23 protein-coding genes are annotated in these 24488 nt (G+C 64.6%); 9 read left to right on the top strand and 14 right to left on the bottom strand.

Going from position 1 to position 24488, the window contains the following annotated elements; all coding sequences use genetic code 11:
• Positions 1 to 4 precede the first annotated feature (4 nt).
• The 3 genes from IVB54_RS38095 to IVB54_RS38085 all read right to left on the bottom strand — a co-directional run bounded on the left by IVB54_RS38095 (position 5) and on the right by IVB54_RS38085 (position 3097).
• Positions 5 to 1612 (bottom strand): Na+/H+ antiporter, encoded by a 1608-nt coding sequence (locus IVB54_RS38095; protein ID WP_018455916.1) that lies wholly within the window; start codon positions 1610 to 1612, stop codon positions 5 to 7.
• A gap of 49 nt (positions 1613 to 1661) precedes the next feature.
• Positions 1662 to 2531, bottom strand: coding sequence for a class A beta-lactamase (gene bla, locus IVB54_RS38090; protein ID WP_026233052.1), 870 nt, complete (start codon positions 2529 to 2531; stop codon positions 1662 to 1664).
• A gap of 191 nt (positions 2532 to 2722) precedes the next feature.
• Positions 2723 to 3097 (bottom strand): nuclear transport factor 2 family protein, encoded by a 375-nt coding sequence (locus IVB54_RS38085; protein WP_007598116.1) that lies wholly within the window; start codon positions 3095 to 3097, stop codon positions 2723 to 2725.
• A gap of 91 nt (positions 3098 to 3188) precedes the next feature.
• On the opposite strand from IVB54_RS38085, the gene IVB54_RS38080 reads away from it, so the two are divergent.
• Together IVB54_RS38080 and IVB54_RS38075 are read left to right on the top strand one after the other, a co-directional pair.
• A complete protein-coding gene (locus tag IVB54_RS38080; protein ID WP_018455918.1) occupies positions 3189 to 3617 on the top strand; it encodes a GFA family protein in 429 nt (142 codons plus the stop codon).
• 178 nt (positions 3618 to 3795) lie between these two features.
• Entirely contained in the window at positions 3796 to 5622 is a 1827-nt protein-coding gene (locus IVB54_RS38075) for a caspase family protein (protein ID WP_247295918.1), read from the top strand.
• Between the two features lie 16 nt (positions 5623 to 5638).
• On the opposite strand, the gene IVB54_RS38070 is transcribed toward IVB54_RS38075, so the two are convergent.
• A complete protein-coding gene (locus IVB54_RS38070; RefSeq protein ID WP_018455920.1) occupies positions 5639 to 6331 on the bottom strand; it encodes a DUF1345 domain-containing protein in 693 nt (230 codons plus the stop codon).
• Positions 6332 to 6338: 7 nt separating this feature from the next.
• Positions 6339 to 7262, bottom strand: coding sequence for a polyprenyl synthetase family protein (locus IVB54_RS38065; RefSeq protein WP_085361935.1), 924 nt, complete (start codon positions 7260 to 7262; stop codon positions 6339 to 6341).
• Between the two features lie 160 nt (positions 7263 to 7422).
• On the opposite strand from IVB54_RS38065, the gene mtgA reads away from it, so the two are divergent.
• From mtgA to IVB54_RS38050, 3 genes are all read left to right on the top strand, one after another.
• Complete coding sequence (gene mtgA / locus IVB54_RS38060; protein ID WP_018455922.1) at positions 7423 to 8097, top strand: monofunctional biosynthetic peptidoglycan transglycosylase; 675 nt, start codon at positions 7423 to 7425, stop codon at positions 8095 to 8097.
• Positions 8098 to 8265: 168 nt separating this feature from the next.
• Complete coding sequence (gene rpmF / locus IVB54_RS38055) at positions 8266 to 8448, top strand: 50S ribosomal protein L32 (protein ID WP_007598106.1); 183 nt, start codon at positions 8266 to 8268, stop codon at positions 8446 to 8448.
• A gap of 143 nt (positions 8449 to 8591) precedes the next feature.
• The gene (locus IVB54_RS38050; protein WP_026233053.1) at positions 8592 to 9233 is read left to right on the top strand and encodes a hypothetical protein; all 642 of its coding nucleotides are present in this window, start codon (positions 8592 to 8594) and stop codon (positions 9231 to 9233) included.
• Position 9234: 1 nt separating this feature from the next.
• Here IVB54_RS38050 and IVB54_RS38045 read toward each other — a convergent pair whose 3' ends face one another.
• On the bottom strand, positions 9235 to 9495 hold the full coding sequence (locus IVB54_RS38045; RefSeq protein WP_026233054.1) for a hypothetical protein: 261 nt from the start codon (positions 9493 to 9495) through the stop codon (positions 9235 to 9237).
• A gap of 220 nt (positions 9496 to 9715) precedes the next feature.
• Here IVB54_RS38045 and IVB54_RS38040 point away from each other — a divergent pair, with 220 nt between their 5' ends.
• Positions 9716 to 11410 carry a bifunctional diguanylate cyclase/phosphodiesterase gene (locus IVB54_RS38040; RefSeq protein WP_026233055.1) on the top strand — a complete coding sequence of 565 codons (1695 nt, stop codon included), beginning with the start codon at positions 9716 to 9718 and terminating at the stop codon, positions 11408 to 11410.
• Positions 11411 to 11426: 16 nt separating this feature from the next.
• Here IVB54_RS38040 and IVB54_RS38035 read toward each other — a convergent pair whose 3' ends face one another.
• The 7 genes from IVB54_RS38035 to IVB54_RS38005 form a co-directional block, all read right to left on the bottom strand.
• Complete coding sequence (locus tag IVB54_RS38035) at positions 11427 to 12935, bottom strand: tripartite tricarboxylate transporter permease (RefSeq protein ID WP_247364267.1); 1509 nt, start codon at positions 12933 to 12935, stop codon at positions 11427 to 11429.
• A 4-nt stretch (positions 12936 to 12939) separates the two neighbouring features.
• On the bottom strand, positions 12940 to 13425 hold the full coding sequence (locus IVB54_RS38030) for a tripartite tricarboxylate transporter TctB family protein (RefSeq protein WP_085349786.1): 486 nt from the start codon (positions 13423 to 13425) through the stop codon (positions 12940 to 12942).
• A gap of 154 nt (positions 13426 to 13579) precedes the next feature.
• Positions 13580 to 14557, bottom strand: coding sequence for a tripartite tricarboxylate transporter substrate binding protein (locus tag IVB54_RS38025; protein ID WP_018455928.1), 978 nt, complete (start codon positions 14555 to 14557; stop codon positions 13580 to 13582).
• Between the two features lie 192 nt (positions 14558 to 14749).
• A complete protein-coding gene (locus IVB54_RS38020; RefSeq protein ID WP_018455929.1) occupies positions 14750 to 17617 on the bottom strand; it encodes a PAS-domain containing protein in 2868 nt (955 codons plus the stop codon).
• Between the two features lie 226 nt (positions 17618 to 17843).
• Positions 17844 to 18719, bottom strand: coding sequence for a hypothetical protein (locus IVB54_RS38015; RefSeq protein WP_026233056.1), 876 nt, complete (start codon positions 18717 to 18719; stop codon positions 17844 to 17846).
• A gap of 37 nt (positions 18720 to 18756) precedes the next feature.
• Positions 18757 to 19737: an amino acid--[acyl-carrier-protein] ligase gene (locus IVB54_RS38010; RefSeq protein WP_018455931.1), complete on the bottom strand. Its 981-nt coding sequence runs from the start codon at positions 19735 to 19737 to the stop codon at positions 18757 to 18759.
• A gap of 64 nt (positions 19738 to 19801) precedes the next feature.
• Positions 19802 to 21019: an acyl-CoA dehydrogenase family protein gene (locus IVB54_RS38005; RefSeq protein WP_026233057.1), complete on the bottom strand. Its 1218-nt coding sequence runs from the start codon at positions 21017 to 21019 to the stop codon at positions 19802 to 19804.
• Between the two features lie 356 nt (positions 21020 to 21375).
• On the opposite strand from IVB54_RS38005, the gene IVB54_RS38000 reads away from it, so the two are divergent.
• The 3 genes from IVB54_RS38000 to mtnA all read left to right on the top strand — a co-directional run bounded on the left by IVB54_RS38000 (position 21376) and on the right by mtnA (position 23776).
• Positions 21376 to 21648, top strand: coding sequence for a phosphopantetheine-binding protein (locus IVB54_RS38000; protein ID WP_018455933.1), 273 nt, complete (start codon positions 21376 to 21378; stop codon positions 21646 to 21648).
• A 124-nt stretch (positions 21649 to 21772) separates the two neighbouring features.
• Positions 21773 to 22648 carry an S-methyl-5'-thioadenosine phosphorylase gene (locus IVB54_RS37995; RefSeq protein ID WP_018455934.1) on the top strand — a complete coding sequence of 292 codons (876 nt, stop codon included), beginning with the start codon at positions 21773 to 21775 and terminating at the stop codon, positions 22646 to 22648.
• Positions 22649 to 22666: 18 nt separating this feature from the next.
• Positions 22667 to 23776 (top strand): S-methyl-5-thioribose-1-phosphate isomerase, encoded by a 1110-nt coding sequence (gene mtnA, locus IVB54_RS37990; protein ID WP_018455935.1) that lies wholly within the window; start codon positions 22667 to 22669, stop codon positions 23774 to 23776.
• Between the two features lie 41 nt (positions 23777 to 23817).
• Here mtnA and IVB54_RS37985 read toward each other — a convergent pair whose 3' ends face one another.
• Positions 23818 to 24453 (bottom strand): HAD-IA family hydrolase, encoded by a 636-nt coding sequence (locus tag IVB54_RS37985; protein WP_018455936.1) that lies wholly within the window; start codon positions 24451 to 24453, stop codon positions 23818 to 23820.
• Between the last annotated feature and the right edge of the window lie 35 nt (positions 24454 to 24488).

Here is a 24488-nt window from a genome sequence, read left to right as displayed (position 1 = left end):
GAATCTATAGCGGCCCTCCCCGGTACTCCCGGTTTGCCAAGCTTGCCTCCTCCAGGTCCAGATCGCGCTCGATCCGCCGCCGCGTCTCGTCGGTGATCTGGCCCTCGCGCAGCAGCTCGTGGATGAACTTGCGCTCGGTGGCGATCAGACGGCGGGTCAGGGCGGTGCCGGCGGCGGAGACGTCGTGGTGGGTGGGATCGAGCGAGTCCGGCAGCTGGTTGACCCGGATCTCGTGGCGGGCGCGCAGGAGCCGCATCACCTCGTCGGACACGTCCTTTTCCTCGGTCAGCGCGTCGAGCGACTTTAGCGCCGCGTCGAGGGCCTGGCGCCGTGCCGCGATCTCGGCCTCGTGCTCGGCGGCATGCTCGTTGCGACCGGCTTCCGCGACACCGAGCCAACGAACCACGGGGGGCAGCGTGAGGCCGACGCCGATCAGTGTGATGAAGATGACGCCGAACGCGACGAACAGGATCAGGTCGCGAAACGGGAAGGCCTCGCCGCCCGGCAGCGTGAACGGCAGCGCCAGTGCTGCCGCCAGCGACACCGCGCCGCGCACGCCGGTGAGCGCAAGCACGAACGGCCATTGCCATGGTGGTGACGGATCGCGCGCACGCAGCGACTTGCTGAGCATTCGTGGCAGATAGGTCGCGGGATAGAGCCAGGCGAAGCGCGCGATCACGACCACCGCCAGCACCACGGCAGTCGCAATCATGATGTCGTCGAGCGGGAACGCCTTCGATTTCTCGTAGAGTGCGCGCATCTGGAATCCGGTGAGCAGGAACAGCAAGCCCTCGATCAGATAGATCACGAGGTCCCAGAAGAAGATGCCTTGCAGGCGCGTCGATGCCGAGATCAGCAGCGGGCCATTCCAGCTCACATAGAGGCCACAGGCGACGGTGGCGATCACGCCGGAGCCGCCGAGATGCTCGGGCAGCCAGTAGGACACGTAGGGCGTGATCAGCGACAGTGTCAGCTCGACCTGCGGGTCTCCCGACCATTTGCGGAACCGCAGGGAGAGCCAACCGACGCCGATGCCGAAGGCGATCTCGCCGGCGACGATGAGCAAGAACTCGCCGCCTGCCAGAGGCAGCGAGAATTGCCCGACCATGATTGCGGCGAGCGCGAAGCGGTAGAGGATCAGAGCGGTGGCATCATTCGCGAGCCCTTCGCCTTCGAGGATGACCATCAGCCTGCGCGGCAGATGCAGCCGGCGCGCGATCGCGAGCGGCGCCACCACGTCGGGCGGCGCGACGATGGCGCCGAGCAGGAAGCCGATCGTCCAGGGCAGGCCGATGAAATAATGCGTGGCGGTTGCGACCAACGCCGCGGTGAAGATCACCGCACCGACCGCCAGCAGCACGATCGGGCGAAGATTCTTTTTGAACTCGCGCCAGCTCATCGCGACGCTCGCCGAGTAGATCAGCGGCGGCAGCACCATCAGCAGCACCAGTTCCGGCGGCAGTTCGACCGCTGGCATGCCCGGCACGAAGGCAAGGCCGACACCTGAGAGCATCAGCAGAATGGCGGGCGCGATGTTGAAGCGGCGCGCGACAAGCGCGGTGCCCGCCAGCACGGCGAGCAGGATGAGAAAGGTCTGAAATTTCGCTTCCATGATGGTCTGTCTTCACCCGGAAGCGGTCGCAACGTCAATGCGTGCGGCTTTACGCCAGCCGTTCGGCCACCATGCGGCCGATGCGTGCGAACACGGTTTCGATCTGCGCCGCGCTCGGCGTGCCGCCCTGGGTATAGGCCGCGATCAGGATCGGTGCATCGGGCTTCGTATCGGGCTTGGGCCAGGCCACCGCGATGTCGCCGGATGCGTCCTTGCCGTTGTTGCCGGTCTTGTCGCCGATCTTCCAGCTTGCGGGGAGCCCGCCACGCAGCCGGTTCGCACCGGTCTTGCAGCCCACTAGCCACTCCGTGAGCTGCGCGCGCGAGGTGGCCGACAGCGCCTCGCCCGTGAGCAGCCGGCGCAGATTGCCTGCCATCGCCGCCGGCGTCGTGGTGTCGCGGGGATCGCCGGGCGGTGAGCGGTTGAGCTCGGGCTCGTTGTGGTCGAGCCGCGAGGCGGTGTCGCCGAGCGACCGCCAGAACGCGGTGAGTGCGGCGGGACCGCCGATCCGCGCCAGCAATAAATTGGCGCAGGTGTTGTCGCTGAGCTCGACGATCGCCTTGCACATCTCGGTGACCGACATTGCGCCGGCGGCAATGTTCTGCTTGGCGACCGGTGCGTACTCCAGCAGGTCGGCCTTGCCGTACGGGATCATGGCCGCAAGCTGATCCTCGCCACGATCGACCCGCGCCAGGACGCATGCCGCCAGCGAAGCCTTGAATGTCGAGCACATGACGAACCGTTCGTCGGCGCGCCAGGCGAGCCTTGCGCCGGTCGCGAGGTTCTCGGCATAGACCCCGATCCGGCCGCCACTCTCGCGCTCATAGGTTTCGAGCTCAGGCTGCGCGTCTGCGGCGAGCGCGGGGGAGGCGGCGATCCAGTACAGCGAGGCGAGCAGCGAACGGCGGTCGAGAAGCATGGTGGACCTTTTGAGCGAGACGGGGGCGGAGGAGAGATGCGGCATGCACTCCATCCGCATCGTCATTGCGAGCGCAGCGAAGCAATCCGGTCTTCCTCCGCGGAAAGACTCTGGCTAGCTTCGCTGCGCTCGCAATGACGGAGGATGTGGGAGGAGTGTGCCCGATTTCGGGCAGCGGAAGATTAGGCCCCTCACTCTCGCAGATCATACCGGTAAGACTTCGATACGATCTGCCAGCCATCGGCGAGCTTCATAGCCACCAGATAGTCCGTGAAAAAACGCGGCGGCAGTTGGCATCGGACCTTGATGAAGGCGGTCTTGTCGTCCGAACGGTCAATCGTGACGATGAAATCCTCGCGCGGCTTGCCTTCGGCCTTGCCGGAGGGGCGCTTGCGCACGCGGTCGAGCCAGTCCGGCACGGTCAGCACCTGCAGCTCGCCCTTCTCGACCCAGCGCAAATCGGCGGAGGGATGGAAGATGGCGCCGAGCTTTTCGGCATCACCCTCGTAAAGTCCGTCGAAGTAAGATTGCACGACGGCTTCGACGCTCGAACGGTTCTGGCTCATGGGTCATCCCTTTGAATGATGGCTCAGGGCGAACTTAGTCGTACACGTCAAAATGCGCTATGGTGTCCGTACCATTTGCTGGGACGCTGTGATGACCGGATCAGAGAATTCGAACGCTCCCTTCCTGATCGGCGAATGCTGCTGCCGCGCCGTGCGCTACGAGGTAGCGGACGCGTTCTCCTATGCGATGAACTGCCATTGCTCGAATTGCCGCCGCACCACCGGCGCTGCCTTCAAGCCGTTCGCCGGCATCGAGCAGGGCAAGCTCCGCATCGTCAGAGGCGAGAACCAGCTCACCATCTACGGTGACGAAACCACCCACGACGCCCACTGCGCCCGCTGCGGCTCGTTGCTTTATTCCCGGGTGCGCGACGGAAAATGGGTCCACGTCGCCATGGGAACCCTGGTCGATGCCCCCTCGATCCGACCGAGCGCCCACATTTTCGTGGGGTCGAAGGCGCCCTGGCACGAGATTACGGATAATCTGCCGCAATATCGGGGCCACATCGGGGATGTCTGAGGGAACCTGCTGCGCACCTGTTTGGCGGCGAACCGCGGCCGGACTGGCGCGACGAACAAGGGGACCTTTCGGCTTGCCGCCGGCGCCATCTTCGTGACCTCCGTTACAAGCGTCCGTGACGGACCCTGCTAAAGCCGTCCCAAAGGGCGCGAATCGCCCCGAAATCGGAAGTCGTGTCATGCGCAAATTGCTCAGACTTTGCCCAGTCCTCCTCGCCGTCGCGCTGCTATTCGGCGCCGGGCCTGCTTTCGCCGGAAAGCGCGTCGCGCTCGTGATCGCCAACTCCGCCTATCAGCATGCGCCGTCGCTGACGAACCCCGTCAATGACGGTTCGGTGATGGCCCGGACGCTGAAGGAGGCCGGGTTCGACATCGTCGATTCCCGGCACGACCTGACGGCGCAGGAAACCCGGCGTGTGCTGCGCGAATTCGCCGACCGGACCCGCGATGCCGATATCGCCGTGGTCTATTATGCCGGCCACGGCCTCGAGGTCGAAGGCTCGAACTATCTGATCCCTGTCGACGCCAAGCTGGAGCGTGACACCGACGTCTTTGACGAGGCGCTCTCCCTCGACCGCGTCCTGGTCGCGGTCGAACCGGCTAAGCAGCTTCGCCTGGTGATCCTGGATGCCTGCCGTGACAATCCGTTCGGCAAGACCATGAAGCGCACGATCGCCTCGCGCGGCGTCGGCCGCGGCCTCGCCCAGGTCGAGCCGACCAGCTCGAACACGCTGATCGCCTATTCGGCCAAGGCCGGTTTCACGGCGCAGGATGGCGACGGTGCGAACAGCCCCTTTACGGTGGCGCTGTCGAAGCATCTGACGAGGCCCGGCCTAGACGTCCGCCGTGCCTTCGGCTTCGTGCGCGACGACGTGCTCAAGTCGACAGGTAATAAGCAGGAGCCGTTCGTCTATGGCTCGCTCGGCGGCGAGGACGTGCCGCTGGTGCCGGTCAAGGTGACCGCTGCGGCTGCCGCTGCGCCCAACCCTCAGGCCGACATCCGCCGCGATTACGAGCTCGCGCTCCAGGTCGGCAACCGGCCGGCGTGGGAGGCCTTTCTCGCCCAGCATCCCGACGGCTTCTATGCGAGCCTTGCCAAGCTGCAACTCGAGAAAATCGGCGCCGAGCAGGCTCATGCGGCGGCCACCGAGAAGGCGAAACAGGCCGAGGCCGAGCGCGATCGTCTTGCCGCACTTGGCGCGCAGAAGGATACGCAGGCCAAGGCAGCCGCCGATGCGGAGGCCGCCGAGCAGATACAGCTTGCGGCGCAAAAGGCCAAGGAGCAGGCGCAGCAGCAGGCGGCCGCTGCCGAGCAGCAGCGCGTCAATCTCGCCGCCGCGGCGCCGAGTGCAGCGCCCGCCAGCACGGCGGGCCCTGCCGGCACCAACGTCGCCTCGCTGACGCCGGCCATCGCGCCGGCCGATCTCAGCCGCTCGGTACAGACCGAGCTCGGCCGCGTCGGCTGCTTCTCCGGCGCCGCCGACGGCAACTGGACGACATCCGCGCAGCGGTCGTTATCGCAGTTCAACCGTTATGCCGGCACCAAGCTCGACGTGAAGGTGGCGAGCACCGATGCACTCGACACGGTCAAGTCGAAACAGTCGCGCGTCTGTCCGCTGGTTTGCGAGCACGGCTTCAAGACCGACGGCGACAAATGCACCAAGATCGTCTGCCGTGATGGCTATGCGCTCAACGACGACAACGAGTGCGAGAAGCAGCGTGCCGCCAAGCCTGCGACCGCCAAGCCTGCGACCGCCAAGCGGGACGACGGCGACGAGCGTCCCGCACGGCAGCGTCGTCAGGCCGGCGGTGAGGCTGCCGGAGCGGCCGGCGGCTTTGGTGGCGCTGCGGGCATCGCTGCTGCCGCTGGCGCCAGCCGCCGCTCGAGTGGCGGACAGCTATTCTGCAACAACAGTGGCTGTCGTGCGGTCAACCGCGGCTGCCATCTCGAATATCGCGGCGGCGGCGGCCCGGGCAACGATGGCAATGCCGAGGTCTGTAACTAGGATTGCGGAAATGAGTTCAGGTCGAGATCGCGCTCGCCGCGATGTTGACCGTCAGCGCCAGCAAGGCCGTGTTGTAGATGAATGAGACGATGCCGTGCGCGGTGGCGGTGCGGCGGATGGTCTTGTCGGAGATGCCGACATCGGAGACCTGCGCGGTCATGCCGATCACGAACGAGAAATAGACGAAGTCCCAGTAATCTGCGTGGTCTTCCTTGTCGCCGCTGGGAAACTGAAGGCCGCCCGGCGTGGCGTGCCGGTAATAATCATGCGCGTAATGCAGAGCGAAGATTGTGTGCACGGCGGCCCATGACAATACGATGGTGGTGATTGCGATGCTCAGCTCCAGGCCGCCGCGATGCGGCGTTCCAAGCTCGGAGACGATCGCGGCGATGCTGGCGAAGGCGCCGATCGCCGTCACCAGCAGGATCACGAAGCGACCGTCGTCCTGCATCGCTGCGGCGCGGCGGATGTGCTGGTGGTCGTTGCACAGCATCATCGCGTAGACCAGCACCAGATAAACGGCGATCAACGCATCCCAGCCGAACACAAGCCGCGTGACCAGCCGGTGCGAACCCGGGATGAGCAGGCAGACGAGAATACCAACGGCAAGCGACATGAACGTCCGCGGACGCGCATAAATCAGCCGCATCGGCCGCGACATCTTGCGAAAGCGGGCGAGGGCGGGGTCTTCCTTGCTGCCGCCCGCCATCGCGCTATCAGCTCTTCCGTTCGGCCACGAACCGCGCAGCCGCTTGCAGCACGGCGGCCCGTTCGCCGAAGATCGACACGGCGCTGTCGGCGCGCGCGAGCAGATCGCGCACGCGCTGCTTGGCGCCTTCGATGCCGAGCTGGGTGACGAAGGTGGTCTTGCCGAGCGCTGCATCAGCGCCGGCAGGCTTGCCGAGCGCGGCGGCATCGCCTTCGACGTCGAGCAGGTCGTCGGCGATCTGGAAGGCTTCGCCGAGCGCGCGGCCGTAATCGTCGAGCGCCTGATATTCCTTTTGCGAGGCCTGGCCGAGGATCGCGCCGGCGATGCAGCCGTAGCGCAGCAGCGCGCCGGTCTTCATCTGCTGAATGCGGGCGACGTCGATCGGCTCGTTGCCGCCAAAGCGGCCTTCGCCGGCGAGGTCGAGGATCTGGCCGCCGACCATGCCGCCGATGCCGGCGCAGCGCGCGAGTGCGCGGGTCAGCAAAAGCCTCACATTGGCGTCGCGATGAATCTCGTCGCGGGTGATGATGTCGAAGGCGAGTGTCAGGAGGCCGTCGCCGGCGAGGATCGCGGTCGCGTCGTCGGTCTTCTTGTGCAGGGTCGGGCGGCCGCGGCGCAGGTCCGAATTGTCCATCGCCGGCAGATCGTCATGGATCAGCGAATAGCAGTGGATGCATTCGAGCGCCGCACCGACGAGCAGCGCGGCTTCGCGGGACACGCCGAACACGGCCGCGCTCTCGACCACCAGGAAGGGCCGGAGGCGCTTGCCGCCGTTGAGGCTCGAATAGCGCATTGCGTCCATCAGTCGCTTGGGCCGGGCGATCTCATCGGGCAGGATGTCGTCCGACAGCAGGCGCCCGAGCAGGGCCTCGGTGTCATCAGCGGTCTTGTCCAGACGTTTGGCGAAATCGGACGGGGACGTGCCGGTCATCAAGAAGGGCTCCAGAACTAAAATTCGGCGGGACAATCCTTTATGCGCCCGCCTCAGTCAATCGTTTGGAAGGCCTAAAAAGTGCTGGAAAAGGCCCGAATTATCACAGACTTAATGCCGGGCCCGTGGCCCCGTTTCGTTCTGCGCCGGAAAGGTTGATTTGCGCGTCGTCAAAACCCTTCTCCTGGTGCTCGCGGTCGCGGCTCTCGCGCCCTATGTCGTCGCGCCGTTCTACCGTGCCGGCCATCCCGTTTCGACGCTGATGATCTGGCGCTCGCTGCGGGGTGCGCCGATGCAGCGGGAATGGATCGATCTGGCGGCGATGTCGCCCTCGCTGCCACGCTCGGTGGTGGCGGCCGAGGACGCCCATTTTTGCAAGCATCACGGCATCGACTGGGGTGCGCTGCGTGAGGCGATCGACGATGCGAAGGAGGACGGCACCCCGTTCCGGGGCGCTTCCACCATCACCCAGCAGGTGGCGAAAAACCTGTTCCTCTGGCAGGGGCGGGACTTCGTCCGGAAGGCGCTGGAATTCCCGTTGGCGCTGTGGATCGATCTCGTCCTGCCCAAGGCACGGATCCTGGAGATTTACCTCAACATCGCCGAGCTCGGCCCGCAGAGCCAGTTTGGGGCCGAGGCCGCCAGCGCCTATGCCTTCGGCAAGTCGGCGGCGAACCTCTCCCCCCGGGAGGCCGCGCTTCTAGCCTCTATCCTGCCGAATCCGGTCAAACGCAGCGCCAGGACGCCGGGACCGGGTGTCCGGCGGCTGGCCGGGACCTATGTGGCGCGAGCGCAGGCGAGTTCACTTTCGACCTGCTGGCGGGAGAATCGCTGATTTCCGGTCCTTTTCGGGCGCATTTTCCGGCCCAGAGCCCTAGATTTAAGGCAGGCCTTCCTCTATAAGCCCGGCCTTGACCGGCATTCAGCTCGCCTCGGTTTGCGGGTGCTGAGCCGTCCCCTCGCGGACGATGCCCCAAAACACCAATCCCTAGAGGATATTGAAATGGCCGTTCCGAGAAGAAAAACCTCGCCGTCCCGTCGTGGCATGCGCCGCTCGGCAGACGCCATCAAGAAGCCGACCTATGTGGAAGACAAGGATTCCGGCGAACTGCGTCGTCCGCACCATCTCGACCTCAAGACCGGCATGTACAAGGGCCGTCAGGTCCTGAAGAAGAAAGAGTCCTGAGTTCGGGACCTTTCTGTGGGCAGGACGATCGGGCCTGCCTGATTTCGGCCCACCCATGAGATATGACAGTGACGGCGGCGGAGCGAATGCATCGCCGCCGCATTGTCCTGTCTGGATATCTTGATCGAGAAGGCATTTCGCCGATGGTCGGTTTCCCGCTGCTCCTGATCCCGCTCGCGGTCTACAACATCATCGCATTCCTGATGCCGAGCGTGTCCTTTGCGGACGTGCTGTTCAAAGTGCCGATGATCACGGGCGAGGCCTGGCCGGTCACGCTCGCCGACGTGATGCTCGCGCTAGGTATCGTGCTGCTGCTGCTCGAAGTGGTCAAGGGCGCGCGGCCCGGCTCGAAATTCCTGATGGATCATCTGCTGTCGCTGATCGTGTTCGGCGCGGCTGCGGCCGAATTCGTGATGTGGCCGAAATTCGGCAACTCCACCTATTTCCTTCTGGTGCTGCTCGCGATGGCCGATTTCCTCGGCGGCATCGCCCAGCGCACCCGCCGCCGCGTCGCTTATGTCGCCGAAACGACGGTGCCGGCGCCCCGCAAGACCAAGCGCCAGGCCGAGACGCCGGCGGATGAGTTCGAGCCCAAGTTCGAGCCAGTGTCCGCTCCGCGACCAGCTCCGGCGGAGCCGCCCGCGCCCACGGCACAATCGGTCGCCGAATCCGTGCTGATGGATCACCCGGCGCCGAAGCCTGTGAGTGCGCCCTCGCCGGAAATTCCCTCGCCTCATTTGCAGCCGGGCAACGGCACCCAGCCGTCTCCCGACGCGCCGCGCTGATTCAAGCCACCTGCCGCGTGCGCGCGCTAACGCTCGGAAGCGGGCGCTTGCTGCCATAGGCGACCTGCGCATCCTCGGAAGAAGCGCGGCGGAGCCGGCTCGCCTGGGGCAGATGCTCGGCATTGGCGATGAGCTGGGCGACGAAGCTGGGATCGGGGCGTGGCAGCGGGGCCTTGTGGACCCACTGCAAAACTGGCATCAGCGGCACCAGGGCCGAGCCTGTGCCGTTGTCCGCCACGTCCAGTTGACCAGTACTCAACATCGCAATCACCGTTGACCGGCCTAGATTGTCGCGTTTCGAGACGCTGGCGCCGGTGCGTGTCATGTACTCGCAAGGCCTATGCCGGGTGAGCCGCTTCGGTTCCTGCGAGCGAGGAAACGTGGTTTCCAAATTGTTTATCAACTTTGCCTAGGGTCAATGGCGAATCTGGCTTTATCCTGTGCCGGCTCAGGACTCCCCGCTGTCCCGAAACGAGGCGATTTTGACCCCCGCATTGCCGCAAGCCTCCGACATCCTGGCTGCCCTCGGCCAGGCCGTGTTCGCCTGGGACATCGCCAGCGATGCCATCGTCTGGGGTGAGCAGGTCAGCGCCATCTTTCCCGGAATTCCCGCCGAACGGCTGGCCACCGGCGCCGAATTCGCCAGGCTGATCGAGCCCGCGCAATCAATGCGGACCGCCGCGCTGGCGCAGACCTCAGCCGTGCATGGCGCCGACGGCACGCCCTACCGGGTCGAGTACGGCGTGCGCATGAGCGCCGCCGATCCCATGGTCTGGATCGAGGAGACCGGCCGCTGGTTCGCCGGCCCCGACGGTCGCCCGGTGCGTGCGATCGGCTCCGTCCGCATCAACAATGAACGCCATGCCCGCGACGAGGAACTGACGAAGCTGGCCCGGCTCGATCCGCTGACCGGCGAGCTCAATCGCTCGCATCTGATCGCCGCGCTGGCCGAGGCCATCGAGGAGACGACCCGTTTCCGCTCGACCGCGGCCTTCATGCTGGTCGGCATCGATCATCTCGCGCGTGTCAACGAGGCCTTCGGCTTCGACGTTGCCGACGCCGTGATCCTCGACGTCGCCACGCGCATTCGCGCGCGCTTGCGCGGCGGCGACGTGCTCGGCCGCTTCTCCGGCAACAAGTTCGGCCTGATCCTGAAGAACTGCACCGTCGATGACATGAACGTGGCTGCCGAACGTTTCCTCGCCGGCATTCGCGACGAGGTGGTGCCGACCAAATCCGGACCGGTGTCGGTCACCGCCTCGATCGGCGCGGTCAGCGTGCCGCGCTATGCCCGCAACGCCGATGAAGCCGTCAATCGCGCCCACGAGACCCTGGACACCGCGAAACAACGCCGCGTCGGCTCGTTCGCAGCCTGGCGCCCGGATGCCGCGCGCGACGCCCAGCGCCGCGTCAACATCCGCGTCACCGACGAGATCGTCACCGCACTGAATGAGCGCCGCATCAAGCTTGCCTATGAGCCGGTAGTTGCCGCCCTTTCGCGCGACTGCGCCTTTCACGAATGCCTGGTGCGGATGGACCAGGGCGACGGCCAGGTGCTGCTCGCGCCCGACATCGTGCCGGTTGCGGAACGCCTCGGCCTGATCCGCCTGGTCGATCACCGGGTGCTCGAGCTCGTGGTCGCCGAGCTCGCGGCCGCGCCGGACATCTGCCTCAGCCTCAACATCTCGCCCGACACCACCATGGATCCGGATTGGTGGGCGGGAATCGAATCGCTGATGCGTGCCCATCCCGGCGTTGCCGAGCGGCTGATCGTCGAGATCACCGAAACCGTCGCGATCCAGGACATCGACGATGTGCGCGGCTTCGTCACCCGGCTGAAGAATTTCGGCAGCCGCATCGCCATCGACGATTTCGGCGCCGGCTACACCTCGTTCCGCAATCTGCGCAAGCTGGGCGTGGACATCGTGAAGATCGACGGTGCCTTCGTGCAGAACATCACCCGTTCCGCCGACGACCGCGCCTTCGTGCAGACCCTGATCGACCTCGCCCGCCGCCTCGACATCAAGACGGTGGCCGAATGGGTGCAGGACGAAGAAGCTGCGAACATGCTGCGCGACTGGGGCTGCGACTACATCCAGGGCCGCCTGATCGGGCTCGCCTCAGCCGACCGCCCCTGGGGCGCGCCGCCGGATAACGTGCTGCCCGCGGCAGGCTGAGACACCTGCCAATCCCTCACGCGCCCTCATCCAGCGCCACGAGCTCGCGCTTCTTACGCAGCGCGGGTAATAGCGGCGCCATCAGCAGCACCAGCGCGAGCGCAAGACACGCTGCCGAGATCGGCCGCTGCACGAAGGTCCAGAGGTCGCCCTGCGACAGGATCAGCGACTTGCGCAGATTGTTCTCCATCATCGGTCCCAGCACGAACGCCAGCACCAGCGGCGCGGGCTCGAAGCCGAGCTTGCGCATGAAATAGCCGATGATCCCGAACGCGATCATCACGTAGACGTCGAACACATTGTTGCTCGAGCAGTAAACGCCCAGGATCGTGAACAGGATAATCAGCGGGAACAGGATGTTGTAGGGCAACTTGAGCAGCTGCACCCACATGCCGATCAGCGGCAGATTGAGGATCAGCAGCATGACGTTGCCGATATACATGCTGGCGACGATGCCCCAGAACAGGCCGGGGTTTTGCGTGATCAGTAGCGGCCCCGGTTGCAGGCCGTGGATGACGAAGGCGCCGAGCAGCAGTGCCATCACCACATTCGGCGGGATGCCCAAGGTCATCAGCGGAATGAACGCGCCGCCGGCCGCCGCGTTGTTGGCGGATTCGGGACCCGCTACGCCCTCGATTGCGCCATGGCCGAAGCGCTCCGGCGTCTTCGACAGCCGCTTCTCCAGCGCATAGGACGCGAACGAGGCCACCACCGCGCCGCCGCCCGGGAGAATGCCGAGCAGCAAGCCAAGTAACGTGCCGCGCGCCACCGGGCCGGCGCTCGCCTGCCAATCGGCCTTGTTGGGCAGCAGCTGCGTGATTTTGGCGTTGATGATGTCGCGTTTGATCACCTGCTCGGTATTGAGCAGCACCTCGGCGACGCCGAACAGGCCCATCACGACGGGGACCAGTCCTATGCCGTCGATCAGCTCCATGCGGCCGAATGTCAGCCGCGGCTGCGCGGTGATGCTGTCGAGCCCGATCAGTCCGAGCACGACGCCGATACATGCCATCAGAAGCGCTTTCGGCATCGATCCCTGCGTGAGGAAGGTGAGCACGACGAGGCCGAGCACCATCAGGCTGAAATATTCGGCAGGGCCGAACGCGATGGCGATGTTGGCGAGCCGAGGCGCCAGCAGCATCAGTGCAACGAGTGAAAATGTGCCGGCGATGAACGAGCCGAAGGCTGAGATGCCCAGCGCGGGGCCGGCACGACCCTGCTTCGCCATCTGGTGGCCGTCAATACAGGTCACGACGGAAGCCGCCTCGCCGGGAATGTTGACCAGGATTGAGGTCGTCGAGCCGCCATACATCGAGCCGTAATAGATTCCCGCCATCATGATGATGCCGGATTCCGGCGTTCCTGACAGTGTCACCGGAAGCAACAGAGACATCGCCGAGATCGGCCCGATGCCCGGCAGCACGCCGACCAGCGTGCCGATGAAGACGCCGATGAAGCAGTAGAGCAGGTTGATCGGCAGGAGAGCGACGCCAAACCCATGCGCGACGTTGAGAAGCGTATCCATGCGATCAGCCGATCCCGAATAGGCCGGAGGGTAACTGGATCAGCAGCAGTCGCTTGAGCATCCACCACATGCCGAGCGGTGCCAGAGCGGCGATCGGCATCGCCAATGTCCACCGCAAGGGATCGATCAAGCGCAACAAAAGCAGCATGAGCGGGATCGATGACAGCAGGAATCCCAGCGGCTCAAGGGCAAAGGAAAACGCGGTAAGGCAGACGATGACGAGTAACGGCTTGCTCCAGCTCACGTTCTGCCAGCGCGAAGCCAGCGTTGGTCCGCCCTCGGTGATGGCCGAGATGATAATGCTGGCCGCGAACACGCACATCAGGATGCCCGTGTAGAAAAGCACGTAGCCGGAGCCAGGGTCGTTGATGGTGCCGAGCTTGAGCTTTAAGCCTTGCCAGATCACGAAGCCGCCGAGTGCGAGCCCGATCAACCCACCCCAGAGTTCGGAGTTGTTGAGGCGGAGTTTGACGGTGGTTTGGTCGTTCATCAATACCTCTCGGCCGTGCCGGGACGCTATGCGGCGCGAAGCGGTGCGCTGCAGATCCGGGATCGATAGATGCGTGGCAAAGGTAGATCCCGGCTCTGTGGTGCAGCGCTGGAGAAGCGCTGCACCACGCCCGGAACACGAAAGTGGCTCAATACTACTTCTTCGCAAGCCCGAGCGTATCGATCACCTTGCGCTCCGATTCCGTAACCTCGACGACGAACTTCTTGTAGTCCTCGGTATTCTTGTAGCTCGGCACCATGTCGTATTTGGCGAGCGTGGCAATCACTGCGGGATCCTCGACTGCCTTCTTGAAGGCGTCGTGCAGCTTGGCGACGATCTTGGGATCCATGCCCTTGGGGCCGGCGATGCCGAACGGGGAATCATAGACCATGGGATAGCCGAGTTCCTTCAGCGTCGGCACGTCAGGATAGTTCGGTGATCGCGCGCCGGTCCACACCATGAGAAGCTTCAGCTTTCCGGCGTCGACCAAGGGTCGCCAACCTGTGGAGTCGGCCTGCAGCATGGTGTGCTGGCCGAGTACCGCGGCGTTGGTCTCTGCCCCGCCCTTGAACGGCACCTGCGTGAGCTTGATGCCGGACATCGCGGCGATCTGCTCCATGCCGATATGAAGCGAGGTGCCGGTGCCGGGCGTCGCGTAGGTCACCTTGCCCGGATTTGCCTTCGCGAACTCGACCACGTCTTTCCAGGACTTGAATTGCGACTCCGCGCTGGTGGTTACGCCAAAGGTGTAGCCGGTGAGATGTATGATGTAGGTAAAATCCTTTGCCGGATCCCACGAGACCTCCTGCATCAGGGGCAGGCGGAAGACGGTGATCGGAAGCTGTGAGATGGTGTAGCCGTCCGGCTTCGCAGCCGCGGCCATGGTGGCTGGTCCAACCGTGCCGCCGCCACCGGCTTTGTTGTCGATCACGATGGGCTGCCCCAGGACCTTGGACGCGCTGTCGGCGATCGCGCGCATCGAGATGTCGGTCGATCCGCCGGCCGGCCATGGAACGATCAGCGTTACCGGTTTGATGGGATAATCCTGTGCACCCGCGGCGGTTGCGAGCAGCGCGCTCACGACGGCATGCATGGCGGCAATGGCAAAGGTCTTCAGCCCGTATCGAGACATCGAAACTCCTCCCTCGCGGTGGCCTCGTTCGGGCCGCCGTTTCTCATTGTTATGACGGGATTGTCCCCGAAATCATGGGAGAAGAAAAGCGCATTGCGCGGGCGCGATACGGTGATCTCGCCGAAAAGCGCACGTGCGACAATTGGTCGTTTGGAGGCGTACCGAGATACGGAATTGGCTTCGGCTGAGCCCTTACGCCACGCGGCGGACTGCGCTCAGCGTCTCGATCATGCGTCCGACTTCCGCGGCCGGGCAGGGCTTGCCGAAATAATATCCCTGAACGGCGGTGCAGCCGCATTCGCGAACGAAGTCGAGTTGTTCAATCGTCTCCACGCCTTCCGCCGTGGTCTCGACGCCGAGCACCGAGCCGAGGCTGGCGATGGTGCGGACGATCGCCACACTCTCCGGACTTTCGCCGAGCGTGCCGACAAAGGAGCGGTCGATCTTGATGCGGTCGAACGGAAACTTGCGCAAATAGCTCAGCGAAGAATAACCGACGCCGAAATCGTCGAGGCTGACGCGCACTCCCAACGCGCGGAGCTGGTGCAGGATCTCGATCGTGGCCTCGCTGTCGTCGAGCAGAGCCGTCTCGGTGACCTCGAGCTCGAGCCGATGCGGCGGCAAGCCGGCCTCCGCAAGCGCGCTCGTCACCATCGTCACCAGCCCGCGCGAGCGGAATTGCACCGGGGACAGGTTCACCGCGACCGTGAGATCGGGCCAGGTCGCGGCGGTCGCGCAGGCTGTGCGCAGCACCCACTCTCCGATCGGAACGATCAGCCCGTTCTCTTCCGCAATCGGAATGAATTCGGCCGGCGGGACGAGGCCGCGCGAGGGATGTTTCCAGCGCAGCAGCGCCTCGAAGCCGGTAAGTTCGGTGGTGTCGAGCCGCACCTGCGGTTGGAACGCCAGGTGGAATTCACGGGCCTCCAGCGCGCCGCGCAGATCGTGCTCGAGCGCGTGCCGGCTGCGCGCCTCTTCCTCCATTTTGGGCTCGAACAGCTGATAGGCGCCGCGCCCCTTGGCCTTGGCCTGGTACAGCGCGAGGTCGGCGCATTTCATCAGCTCGTCGGCATCGAGCCCGTGATCGGGAGCGATTGCGATGCCGACGGAGACGCCGACATGGATCGACTGGTTCTCCAGCGGCGGCGGGTGACCGATGATCTCCACCAGGCGGCGTGCGAGCCTTTCCGCCGATTGCGGCTGCGGTCCGCGCTGGAGAACCGCGAACTCGTCGCCACCGAGCCGCGCGACGGTGTCGTGCTCGCCGACATTCTCCTGCAGCCGCGCCGCGACCCAGCGCAACAGCCGGTCGCCGGCCGCGTGTCCGAGGCGGTCGTTGACGGTCTTGAAATTATCGAGGTCGAAGCACAGCACGGCCATCGCGCCACCTGCGATTGCGACCTGGTTCAGCCCCTCGCCCATCTTCTCGCGGAACAGCGTGCGGTTGGGCAGGTCGGTGAGCGAATCGTGCCGCGCCATATGCGCAACGCGGGCCTGGGCCTTGTGGCGCTCGGTAACGTCCTCATAGGTGACGACCCAGCCGCCATGCTCCATTCGCTTGTGATTGAGCTTGATGATGCGGCCGTCGCCCAAATAGCGGTGCAGTGTGTGCTCGCCCTCGCGCAGCCTCTCGACATAGTCGGCATAGAGCCGCGCGGCGGTGGTGTTTGGATGGATGCCGAGCTCGCAGCTGTGCTCCATGATCTCGCGCATCGACACACCCGGCTTCACCAATTCGGGCGACAGTCCGTACATCTCGATGTAGCGCCGATTGCAGACGATGACGCGCAAGCTCGAATCGAGCATGCACAGGCCCTGGCTCATGTTGTTCAGGGCCGCGTCGAACCGCCGATACTGCTCGCTCAACTGCTCGACTGCGTGCTCGCGCTCGGTGATGTCCTCGTAGGTGGCCACAAAACCACCCTCGGCCAGGGCGCAATAGCGCACCGAGATCGTGGTGCCGTTCGACATCCGTCGGCGTATCGGCGAGGAGTTGCGGTCGGCGATCCTTGCGCTGGCGGCCTCCAGGAGGTGTCGCGGGCTATACTCGGAAGAGAACGCGCCGTTTGCCATCGAGCGTTCGATCAGTTCGCCGAGATGCGTGCCCGGCTTGGCTTCCTCCGGCGAGAGCCGATAGATCTTCCGGTAGGTGGTGTTGCAGACGCGCAGGCGCATCTCGCTGTCGTAGAAGGCGAGTCCGTGCGCCATGTTCTCCAACGCCGCATCGAGCATGAAGTTCTGGTGCCTCAGCATCTCCTCGTATTGCAGCCGCTCGGTGACGTCTTCGTGCACCGTCACCCAGCCGCCGTCGGGCAGAAAACGGGAAACCACCTGCACCATCCTTCCGTCATAGCGCATCACCAGCAGGGTTTTCTCCTTCCTGGTGCGCACGTCCTCCAGCCTGGTGTCGTGGAATTCCTCGCCCGGCATGCCCGGCAGGTTGCCGCGCGACATCCAATGCTCGATGACCGTACAATGCGAGACGCCCGGCTTCACGATTTCCGGGTCGAGGTTATAGAGATTCAGGAAACGTTCGTTGCAGACGACGACGCGGCTGTCGGCATCGTACATGATCAAGCCGTGCGCCATGTTGGCGAGCGCGTGCTGGCTGCGCTCGGTCTGCACGCGCAGCTCCGCCTCGAGCCGGGCGAGGCGGCTGACGTCGTCGCAGATCGTCATCCAGCCGCCGCCGGGAAGCGGCTTCAGCTCGAGCGCCATGACGAGGCCGCTCGCGAGTGTCTGTTGAGTCCGGAACGGCTGGCCGGCTGCGATCCGCGCCAGGCGCGCGGCATAGAGTGCGTCGACTTCCCCCGCGGGGATGTTGCCGAGGGCCACACTGTGGGCGAGCACGTCGCGGTAGCTCGTGCCGACCCGCACGATTTCGGCCGACATGTTGAACAGGCTGAGATAGCGCTGATTGACCAGCACGATCCGGTTGCCGGCATCGTAGACGCAGACACCCTGTTCCATGTGGTCGAGTGCAAGCTGGCTCAGCCCGACCAGGGCCTTCGGGCCCTGCTCGCGGCGTGCATCAAGCTCGTTGTCGCGGATCGACGTCATGGGGCGGCGGGGTCTCGGCGGGCAATAGACTTAACGCAGGGCAATTCAGCCGCCGAGGCTAGCGAACAGGCGGGAAAATTCCCTTAAGCGCCGTAGTTTACGGAGGGTGACCGTGATGCAGAGATGCTGCCAATGTGGAGGGGGGTGCAAGGTAGCGTCGCGCCGGTCGGCCTGCGCAATTGCGCCTTAGGCCCGGATGGACATCGAATGTCTGGTCCAAACGGGCCTACGGCCCGTACAGCACGAGTTCCGTATCCGTGAGATCGGCGAGCTGCGGCCGGTGCGGGCCCTTGAAATATTTGCGGCCGCGACGCTCGGTGTAGATGCCGACGAGGCCGGGAACGGAGCCGTTGGAATCGACGGCGACCGCGATCTTGCCGAGCCGCAGCAGCAGCCGGCCGATGCGGCCCGCGCATTCGGTGTACTCGGCCGCGTTGCGGCAGTAGATCAGCTTCATCGCGGGCGGCGCAATGATGCCACGGCGGATGCGCACCGGTTGCAGGATGAAGGGGAACGCTCCCTTCGGCGTGCGGCAGACGAGGCTGAGGCAATTGTAGCGCGCATGCCGCGTCAAGAGCTCGGTCTCGGCATCGGAAAGCCCGTCGATCGTTTTGGCGTGCTGCGAGATGACCTCGATCTTGCTCCAGCGTGGGACGCGCGCCAGCGCAGGCACGGAGAAGAATATACCCCTGCAATAGGCGCGAAAGCCCTGCGTCTCGATAATCGGCCAGGTCCACGGCGCCGGGCTGATGTTGAGATAGGTGACGTCCTTGTGCCGCTGCGCGATCTTGGTCAGGAGCGGGGCGTAGTTGCGGTAGGCCGGATCGACGTACCAGCTCGACAAATTGCACTGGATGGCGGTCTCATCGCCGTCCCTCCGCGCCGTGTAGATCAGCAGCAGCACGCCGACCGGCGTGCCGTCATTGTCGAGCATGTAGCCGAAGCGCGGGTAGCCATCCGGTACCGGTCGGAAGGCTTGCCGGCGCAGGCCTTGGATCCAATAGCCGCGCGAGCGCCCGACGAAGCCGCGCGTCAGCAAGTCCGCGACCGCATCGACGTCGGACTCGGTGATCTCGCGGCATCGGACCTTGGTGTGGATCACGCTCGTCTTTCCCGTGGAAATGACCGGCCTCGTTCCGTTAGCGCCAGCCTTCGCCGTGGGCATCGGCCGCGATCTGCGGCTGCAGGCCCATGATCTCCCGCACCTTGGCGGGCCAGGCGGAAGGGTCGGTGCCGTGGGTGTGGAACATGGCGACCGCCAGCCGGTCCATGCCGAAAGCGACGCAGCCGGTGTGGGCCGGCTCGCCATTGGCGTCCTTGATGTCCCACGTCGTGCCGAAATGCTCGCGGTGATAATTGAAGCTCATGCAGGCGGTCGGCTGCTCTTCCGAGCGCAGCGGGATCAGCAGTTCGAACTTGAGCTGCTGCTGCTTCTGGCTCACGGCCTTCATCTGACCGACGCGGCCGAAGAACGGATCGCTGGCATAGTCGACGCGGAAGGTGAGACCGAGATCGGTCGCAATCGCCTGCGCGCGCACCATCCAGCGCTCGCGGAAATCGGCCACGTCATCGGGGCTTCCGATGCAGACATATTCCCGCATCCGGAACGATTGCAGCCGGTCGAGATGTTTTGACGGTTCACGGCGGAAGCAGTCGGCGGCGACGTCGAAGCGCAGGCCACCCTTCGGCAACTGGCCGCGGCTCGCCGCGATCGGATAGACGGGATAGCAGGCCGCCGGCGACAGCACGAGGTCTGCCGGCGAGAGCGAGCTGGTCCAGTCACCGCCGGCGTCGAAGCGGCTTACCGCGGCGTTGATCTCGCGCTCGGTGCCGTGCAGGCTGCAGACGCAGCCGAGCAGGTTCGGAAAGCTCTTCAGGTAGCCGGACTTCTCAAGCTGAGATCGGCTCATCACCGGCGGGAAGCGCATCACCTCAGTGCCGGCCTCGCGATGGCTCGTGATCAGCGCGGCGAGCCGCTCGACGATGCCCTCATAAAGCGCGGTGCGGGCGTAGACGCCGTCCGAGCCCATCGGATGAAAGAGCTTATCGGCGAGATGATCGAGCGGATCCGCGATCTGCGGCGCGGTCTCAGGCGAGTTGGGGAGAACAGCAATGTTCATTGTCGGCTTCCTGCTATCTGAAATTATTCTTATTGAACGAAGGCACGTCGGTCTCGAAAGCTCGTCAGTCCCGAAGGCTTGTCGGCACGCCGCTCATCAGGGTCGATGTTGCGGCATTGGCCAGAATGCGGTCGTTGTTGATCATGATCGGCGACGACAGCACGTCGCGCAGGTGGCGGCCCATCGTGAACTCGCCGTCATTGCGGTAGCCGGAAAGGCCTGCGGTGCGCATCGCATGCATCACGGTCTCGACCGCGAGCTCCGAGGCCTGCACCTTCAGAAGCGTGATCGAAGACTGGAAGTCGAGCGAGCCGAGCGCGCGTTCATCGTGCTCGGCGAGAGCAAAGGCGTCGATATTGGCCGATATCAGCGCCCGCAGCTTGGCCAGCGACATCTTGGCGGCGGTGAAATGTGCGGCTGCCGGAGGCATCTGTCCGCCCGAGGTGCGGGCCGCCTTGCGGACGAAGGCCTGCGCACGGGTAACGGCGGCTGCAGCGATACCAGCCCAGGCCGAGGACCAGCACAGATGCGCGAACGGCGTCATGGTCTGGGCGTGGATCTTGTCGTAGGATTCCGGGAAGACGCGGTCGGTGGGGCAGTCGACCTTCAGCTCGAAACCGGTCGAGCAGGTGCCGCGCATGCCGAGCGTTTCCCAGCCCAGCGTCCGCTTCAGCGAATAATCGTCCCTGGCGAGCGCCAACAGCACCTGGTCGGACGCAGAAGCGTCTGTGGCGCGGCGGGCGATGGTCACGAGGCCGTCGGCCTCGGCACCGTAGGAGATCACGGTGGCGTCGCGCAGCAGCGAGACAGTGTCGCCGGCGACGTCGACGGCGGCGGCGCTAGCGCGGATGTTGCCGCCGTTCTGACCTTCGGTGGTGGAGGAGGCGAGCAGCCACTGGTCGCGTGCGACCCGGCGCATCATGGTTTCCATCCAGGGGATGCCGTGGCCGTGCCTGACGACGCAGGCGACCTTCGTGGTGTGCATGGCGTAGATCATCGCCGTGGAGGCGCAGGCGCGTCCGAGCGTGTAGCAGACGTCGGTGGCGTCGTGGATCGAGGCACCGAAGCCGCCGAACTCGGCCGGGATCATGACGCCGAGCAGCTTCTGCTCACGCGCAACCTCGAAAGCCTTGTGGGGGAAGCGGGCATCGCGATCGACCCCGTCTGCGTCGGCAGCCGCCACGGTGGCGGTGCGGGCGGCGCGCTCAATGAGAGAGGGACCATGCTCGAGAAAGCTCGTCTGCGTCTCGTCGACAGTGAGGACTGCTTCACGCACGTTCATATCGTCCGCCTCCGGTTTGCCGTTCAGGATCGCCGGCATCATTCGCGATGCCGCTTGAGCGATTCCTTCGACCATCTTTGCTTATGAGATGAGGCTACGGATTTAATTCAAATTCGTCGATGAAATAGAGGGTAAACAAAGCCCAATTCCGAACGAACAGTTAAGTTCGGGTTGTTTGCCTCGTCCGGATTTCCGCGATCGCGTTAGGGATCTGTAAGAAGCCGGAAATCCAACAATCTGAGTCATCGTTTACTAAGAAACGCGAAGTAATGGTGGCGTCCATTGCGGGATCGGCCCGCCGTGCCCATCGTAGCCGGCAACCGGTCCGACCTTTGTCGACAGATGGGAATTTACCGATGCAGGCTTTCGATACCGAGTTGCGCAATCGCATCATCAAGCTGGTGAAGGGCATCCTCGCGCAGAACTCGCTCTCCGCTGAGGTCACGCCGCAGGCCAAGCTCGTCGACGTCGGCCTGACCTCGATGGACATGGTCAATCTGATGCTCGGCGTCGAAGCCGAATTCGACTTCACGATTCCCCAGGTCGAGATCACACCGGAGAACTTCCAGTCCGTCGAGACGCTGGAGCGCATGGTCGCGACCCAGCTGCGGTCGGCGGCCGCGGCATAGCCGGGAGTGCTGGCGCGCGTTCTCCTGACGGCACCTCTTGACCCCATCACCCGTTCCAAAACCGACGTAAAACTGGCATAGCTTCTCCACGGAATCGCGATGGCGCGAACGGGGTGGAGCAGGCATGACGCAGGCGGTATTGGGCATCATCGGCGGCTCCGGCATCTACGATCTGCCGGGGCTGGAGGACGCTCGCGAAGAGGTGATCAGGAGTCCCTGGGGTGAACCGTCGGCACCCCTGCGGCGCGGCTCGATTGCCGGCCTGCCGATCGTGTTCCTGCCGCGCCACGACAAGGGCCACCGGCTGTCGCCCTCCGACATCAATTATCGCGCCAATATCGACGTCCTCAAGCGCGCAGGGGTCACAGACCTGATCTCGCTGTCGGCCTGCGGCTCGTTCAGGGAGGAACTGCCGCCGGGAACCTTCGTTCTCGTCGACCAGTTCGTCGATCGTACCCACAAACGCGAGAGCTCGTTCTTCGGGAGGGGATGCGTCGCGCATGTGTCGATGGCGCACCCGGTCTCGCCGCGGCTGCGCATCCACCTTGCCACGGCGGCCGAAGCCGAGGGCATCGCGTTTGCGCGCGGCGGCACCTATGTCTGCATGGAGGGACCGCAATTCTCGACCTATGCGGAAAGCATGACCTACAAGACGCTTGGCTATTCCGTAATCGGCATGACCAACATGCCCGAGGCGAAACTCGCGCGTGAGGCGGAGCTTTGCTACGCCACCGTCGCGATGGTGACGGATTTCGATTGCTGGCATCCTGATCACGACGCCGTCACCGTGCAGGACATCATCCGCGTTCTGAGCTCGAACGCCGACAAGGCAAAAGCGCTGGTGGCGCGGCTGGCGAAAGACTTCCCGCGCGAGCATGAGCCGTGCCCGATCGGCTCGGACCGCGCGCTCGATACCGCGCTGATCACCGCGCCCGAGGCGCGCGATCCCGAGCTCTTGAAGAAGCTCGACGCGGTGGCCGGGCGCATCCTGCGAACGTGATACGAAAGGCAGAATCCCATGAAGGTCGACGGCAAGCATTTCCGCAGCATCTGGCGTGAGCGCGACGGCTGGTCGGTCGGAGCGATCGACCAGCGCCGGCTGCCGCATGAGTTCATCGTTGCGAAGCTGACCTCATGCGAGGACGCGGCCCTCGCCATCCGCGACATGCTGGTGCGCGGTGCGCCACTGATCGGCGCGACCGCAGCTTACGGCATGGCGCTGGCGATGCGCGAGGACGCTTCCGACGCCGGCCTGAAGCGCGCCTACGACACGCTCGTGGTGGCGCGGCCGACCGCGATCAATCTGAAATGGGCCCTGGACGAGATGCGCGCGAGCCTCGCGCCGATCGATGCACTGGAGCGCGCGGAGGCCGCCTATGCGCGCGCCGACGAGATCGTCGAGCAGGACGTCGAGATCAACCGCGGCATCGCCGGCAACGGCCTGAAACTCATCGAGGCGATCGTCGCAAGGAAGAAGCCGGGCGAGACCGTCAATGTGCTGACCCATTGCAATGCCGGCTGGCTTGCGACCGTCGACTGGGGCACGGCGACGGCGCCGATCTATCTGGCGCACGAGCGCGGCATCAAGATCCACGTCTGGGTCGACGAGACGCGGCCGCGCAACCAGGGCGCCTCGCTCACGGCCTGGGAGCTTGGCCATCACGGCGTGGCGCATACGGTGATTCCGGACAACACCGGCGGGCATCTGATGCAGCACGGCATGGTCGATCTCGCCATCGTCGGCACCGATCGCGTTGCCGCCAATGGCGATGTCTGCAACAAGATCGGCACATATTTGAAGGCGCTCGCCGCTCACGACAATAATGTGCCGTTCTATGTCGCGCTGCCGTCGCCGACGATCGATTTCGCCGTTGATGACGGCATCCGCGACATCCCGATCGAGCAGCGCAGCGGCACGGAAGTCACCGACATGACCGGCCGCACCGCGGACGGAAGGCTTGAGACCGTGCGCATCGTGCCGGAGGGCTCGCCGGTCGCGAACTATGCCTTCGACGTGACCCCGGCACGGCTCATCACCGGCCTCATCACCGAGCGCGGCGTGCTGAAGCCCGATCGCGCCTCACTTGCCGCGGCGTTTCCGGAGCGGATCGCAGCTGCGGCGGAGTAGTTCTGGCTCGGCGATAGCTCGCAATGACGGAGAATGACGCTCTAGCTCAGCTTCAATCCCGTCGCGGCCTCGAGCCCGGCGATCGCCTGGGCGCCGCTGGTGACCTTGATCGTCGTCATGCCCATCTCGCGTGCCGGCTTCAGATTGACGCCGAGATCGTCGAGATAGACGCAATTCTTCGGATCGACCTTCAGCGTTTCGACCATCAGCTGATAGATGCGCGGGTCGGGCTTGCGCAGGCCGATTTTGGCGGACTCGATGACATGGTCGAACAGCACCATCACCTCGGCGACATAGAGTGAGCGCCCGGTCATGCTGCCGATCGCATTGGCCGGCAGATTGTTGGTAATGCAGCCGGTCTTGAATTGCGCCTTGATGCGCTTCAACGCTTCGACCATCTCGGGGCGCAGATCGCCCTGAAGCAGCGGCAGCACGTCGCGGCCGCGCACCTCCGCGCCGAGCGCCAGCGATTCCGTCGCGAACAGTCTGTCGAACGTGTCGATATCGACCTCGGCGCGCTCGAACTTGGCCCAGGCATTTTCCAGATGATTGGCGGCATTGGTGCGCCGGATGATGTCGATGGGCAGGCCACGCTCTGTCTCGAACCGCGTGAACGCTTCAAACGGCGAACTCGTCAGCACGCCACCAAAATCAAAGATCACAGCCTCGATCGTCAAGATCCCGCCCTCGTCAATTCCTTTCCAAGAGCGCT

The sequence above is a fragment of the Bradyrhizobium sp. CW1 genome (assembly GCF_023100665.1).
Classification (GTDB): domain Bacteria; phylum Pseudomonadota; class Alphaproteobacteria; order Rhizobiales; family Xanthobacteraceae; genus Bradyrhizobium; species Bradyrhizobium canariense_D.
The sequence above is the reverse complement of the archived record's forward strand: the minus strand, read 5'-3'. Positions and strand labels throughout refer to the sequence as shown.

What these genes read in the sequence shown, in the direction of transcription:
- mtnA (WP_018455935.1), top strand. Translation starts at nt 22,667, where the DNA reads ATGAAGGTCGACGGCAAGCATTTCCGCAGCATCTGGCGTGAGCGCGAC.
- IVB54_RS38030 (WP_085349786.1), bottom strand. Translation starts at nt 13,425, where the DNA reads ATGAACGACCAAACCACCGTCAAACTCCGCCTCAACAACTCCGAACTC.
- IVB54_RS38045 (WP_026233054.1), bottom strand. Translation starts at nt 9,495, where the DNA reads ATGTTGAGTACTGGTCAACTGGACGTGGCGGACAACGGCACAGGCTCG.
- IVB54_RS38095 (WP_018455916.1), bottom strand. Translation starts at nt 1,612, where the DNA reads ATGGAAGCGAAATTTCAGACCTTTCTCATCCTGCTCGCCGTGCTGGCG.
- IVB54_RS37995 (WP_018455934.1), top strand. Translation starts at nt 21,773, where the DNA reads ATGACGCAGGCGGTATTGGGCATCATCGGCGGCTCCGGCATCTACGAT.
- IVB54_RS38085 (WP_007598116.1), bottom strand. Translation starts at nt 3,097, where the DNA reads ATGAGCCAGAACCGTTCGAGCGTCGAAGCCGTCGTGCAATCTTACTTC.
- IVB54_RS38065 (WP_085361935.1), bottom strand. Translation starts at nt 7,262, where the DNA reads ATGACCGGCACGTCCCCGTCCGATTTCGCCAAACGTCTGGACAAGACC.
- IVB54_RS38005 (WP_026233057.1), bottom strand. Translation starts at nt 21,019, where the DNA reads ATGAACGTGCGTGAAGCAGTCCTCACTGTCGACGAGACGCAGACGAGC.
- bla (WP_026233052.1), bottom strand. Translation starts at nt 2,531, where the DNA reads ATGCTTCTCGACCGCCGTTCGCTGCTCGCCTCGCTGTACTGGATCGCC.
- IVB54_RS38080 (WP_018455918.1), top strand. Translation starts at nt 3,189, where the DNA reads ATGACCGGATCAGAGAATTCGAACGCTCCCTTCCTGATCGGCGAATGC.
- rpmF (WP_007598106.1), top strand. Translation starts at nt 8,266, where the DNA reads ATGGCCGTTCCGAGAAGAAAAACCTCGCCGTCCCGTCGTGGCATGCGC.
- IVB54_RS38025 (WP_018455928.1), bottom strand. Translation starts at nt 14,557, where the DNA reads ATGTCTCGATACGGGCTGAAGACCTTTGCCATTGCCGCCATGCATGCC.
- IVB54_RS38000 (WP_018455933.1), top strand. Translation starts at nt 21,376, where the DNA reads ATGCAGGCTTTCGATACCGAGTTGCGCAATCGCATCATCAAGCTGGTG.
- IVB54_RS38020 (WP_018455929.1), bottom strand. Translation starts at nt 17,617, where the DNA reads ATGACGTCGATCCGCGACAACGAGCTTGATGCACGCCGCGAGCAGGGC.
- IVB54_RS38070 (WP_018455920.1), bottom strand. Translation starts at nt 6,331, where the DNA reads ATGGCGGGCGGCAGCAAGGAAGACCCCGCCCTCGCCCGCTTTCGCAAG.
- IVB54_RS38075 (WP_247295918.1), top strand. Translation starts at nt 3,796, where the DNA reads ATGCGCAAATTGCTCAGACTTTGCCCAGTCCTCCTCGCCGTCGCGCTG.
- IVB54_RS38050 (WP_026233053.1), top strand. Translation starts at nt 8,592, where the DNA reads ATGGTCGGTTTCCCGCTGCTCCTGATCCCGCTCGCGGTCTACAACATC.
- IVB54_RS38035 (WP_247364267.1), bottom strand. Translation starts at nt 12,935, where the DNA reads ATGGATACGCTTCTCAACGTCGCGCATGGGTTTGGCGTCGCTCTCCTG.
- IVB54_RS38010 (WP_018455931.1), bottom strand. Translation starts at nt 19,737, where the DNA reads ATGAACATTGCTGTTCTCCCCAACTCGCCTGAGACCGCGCCGCAGATC.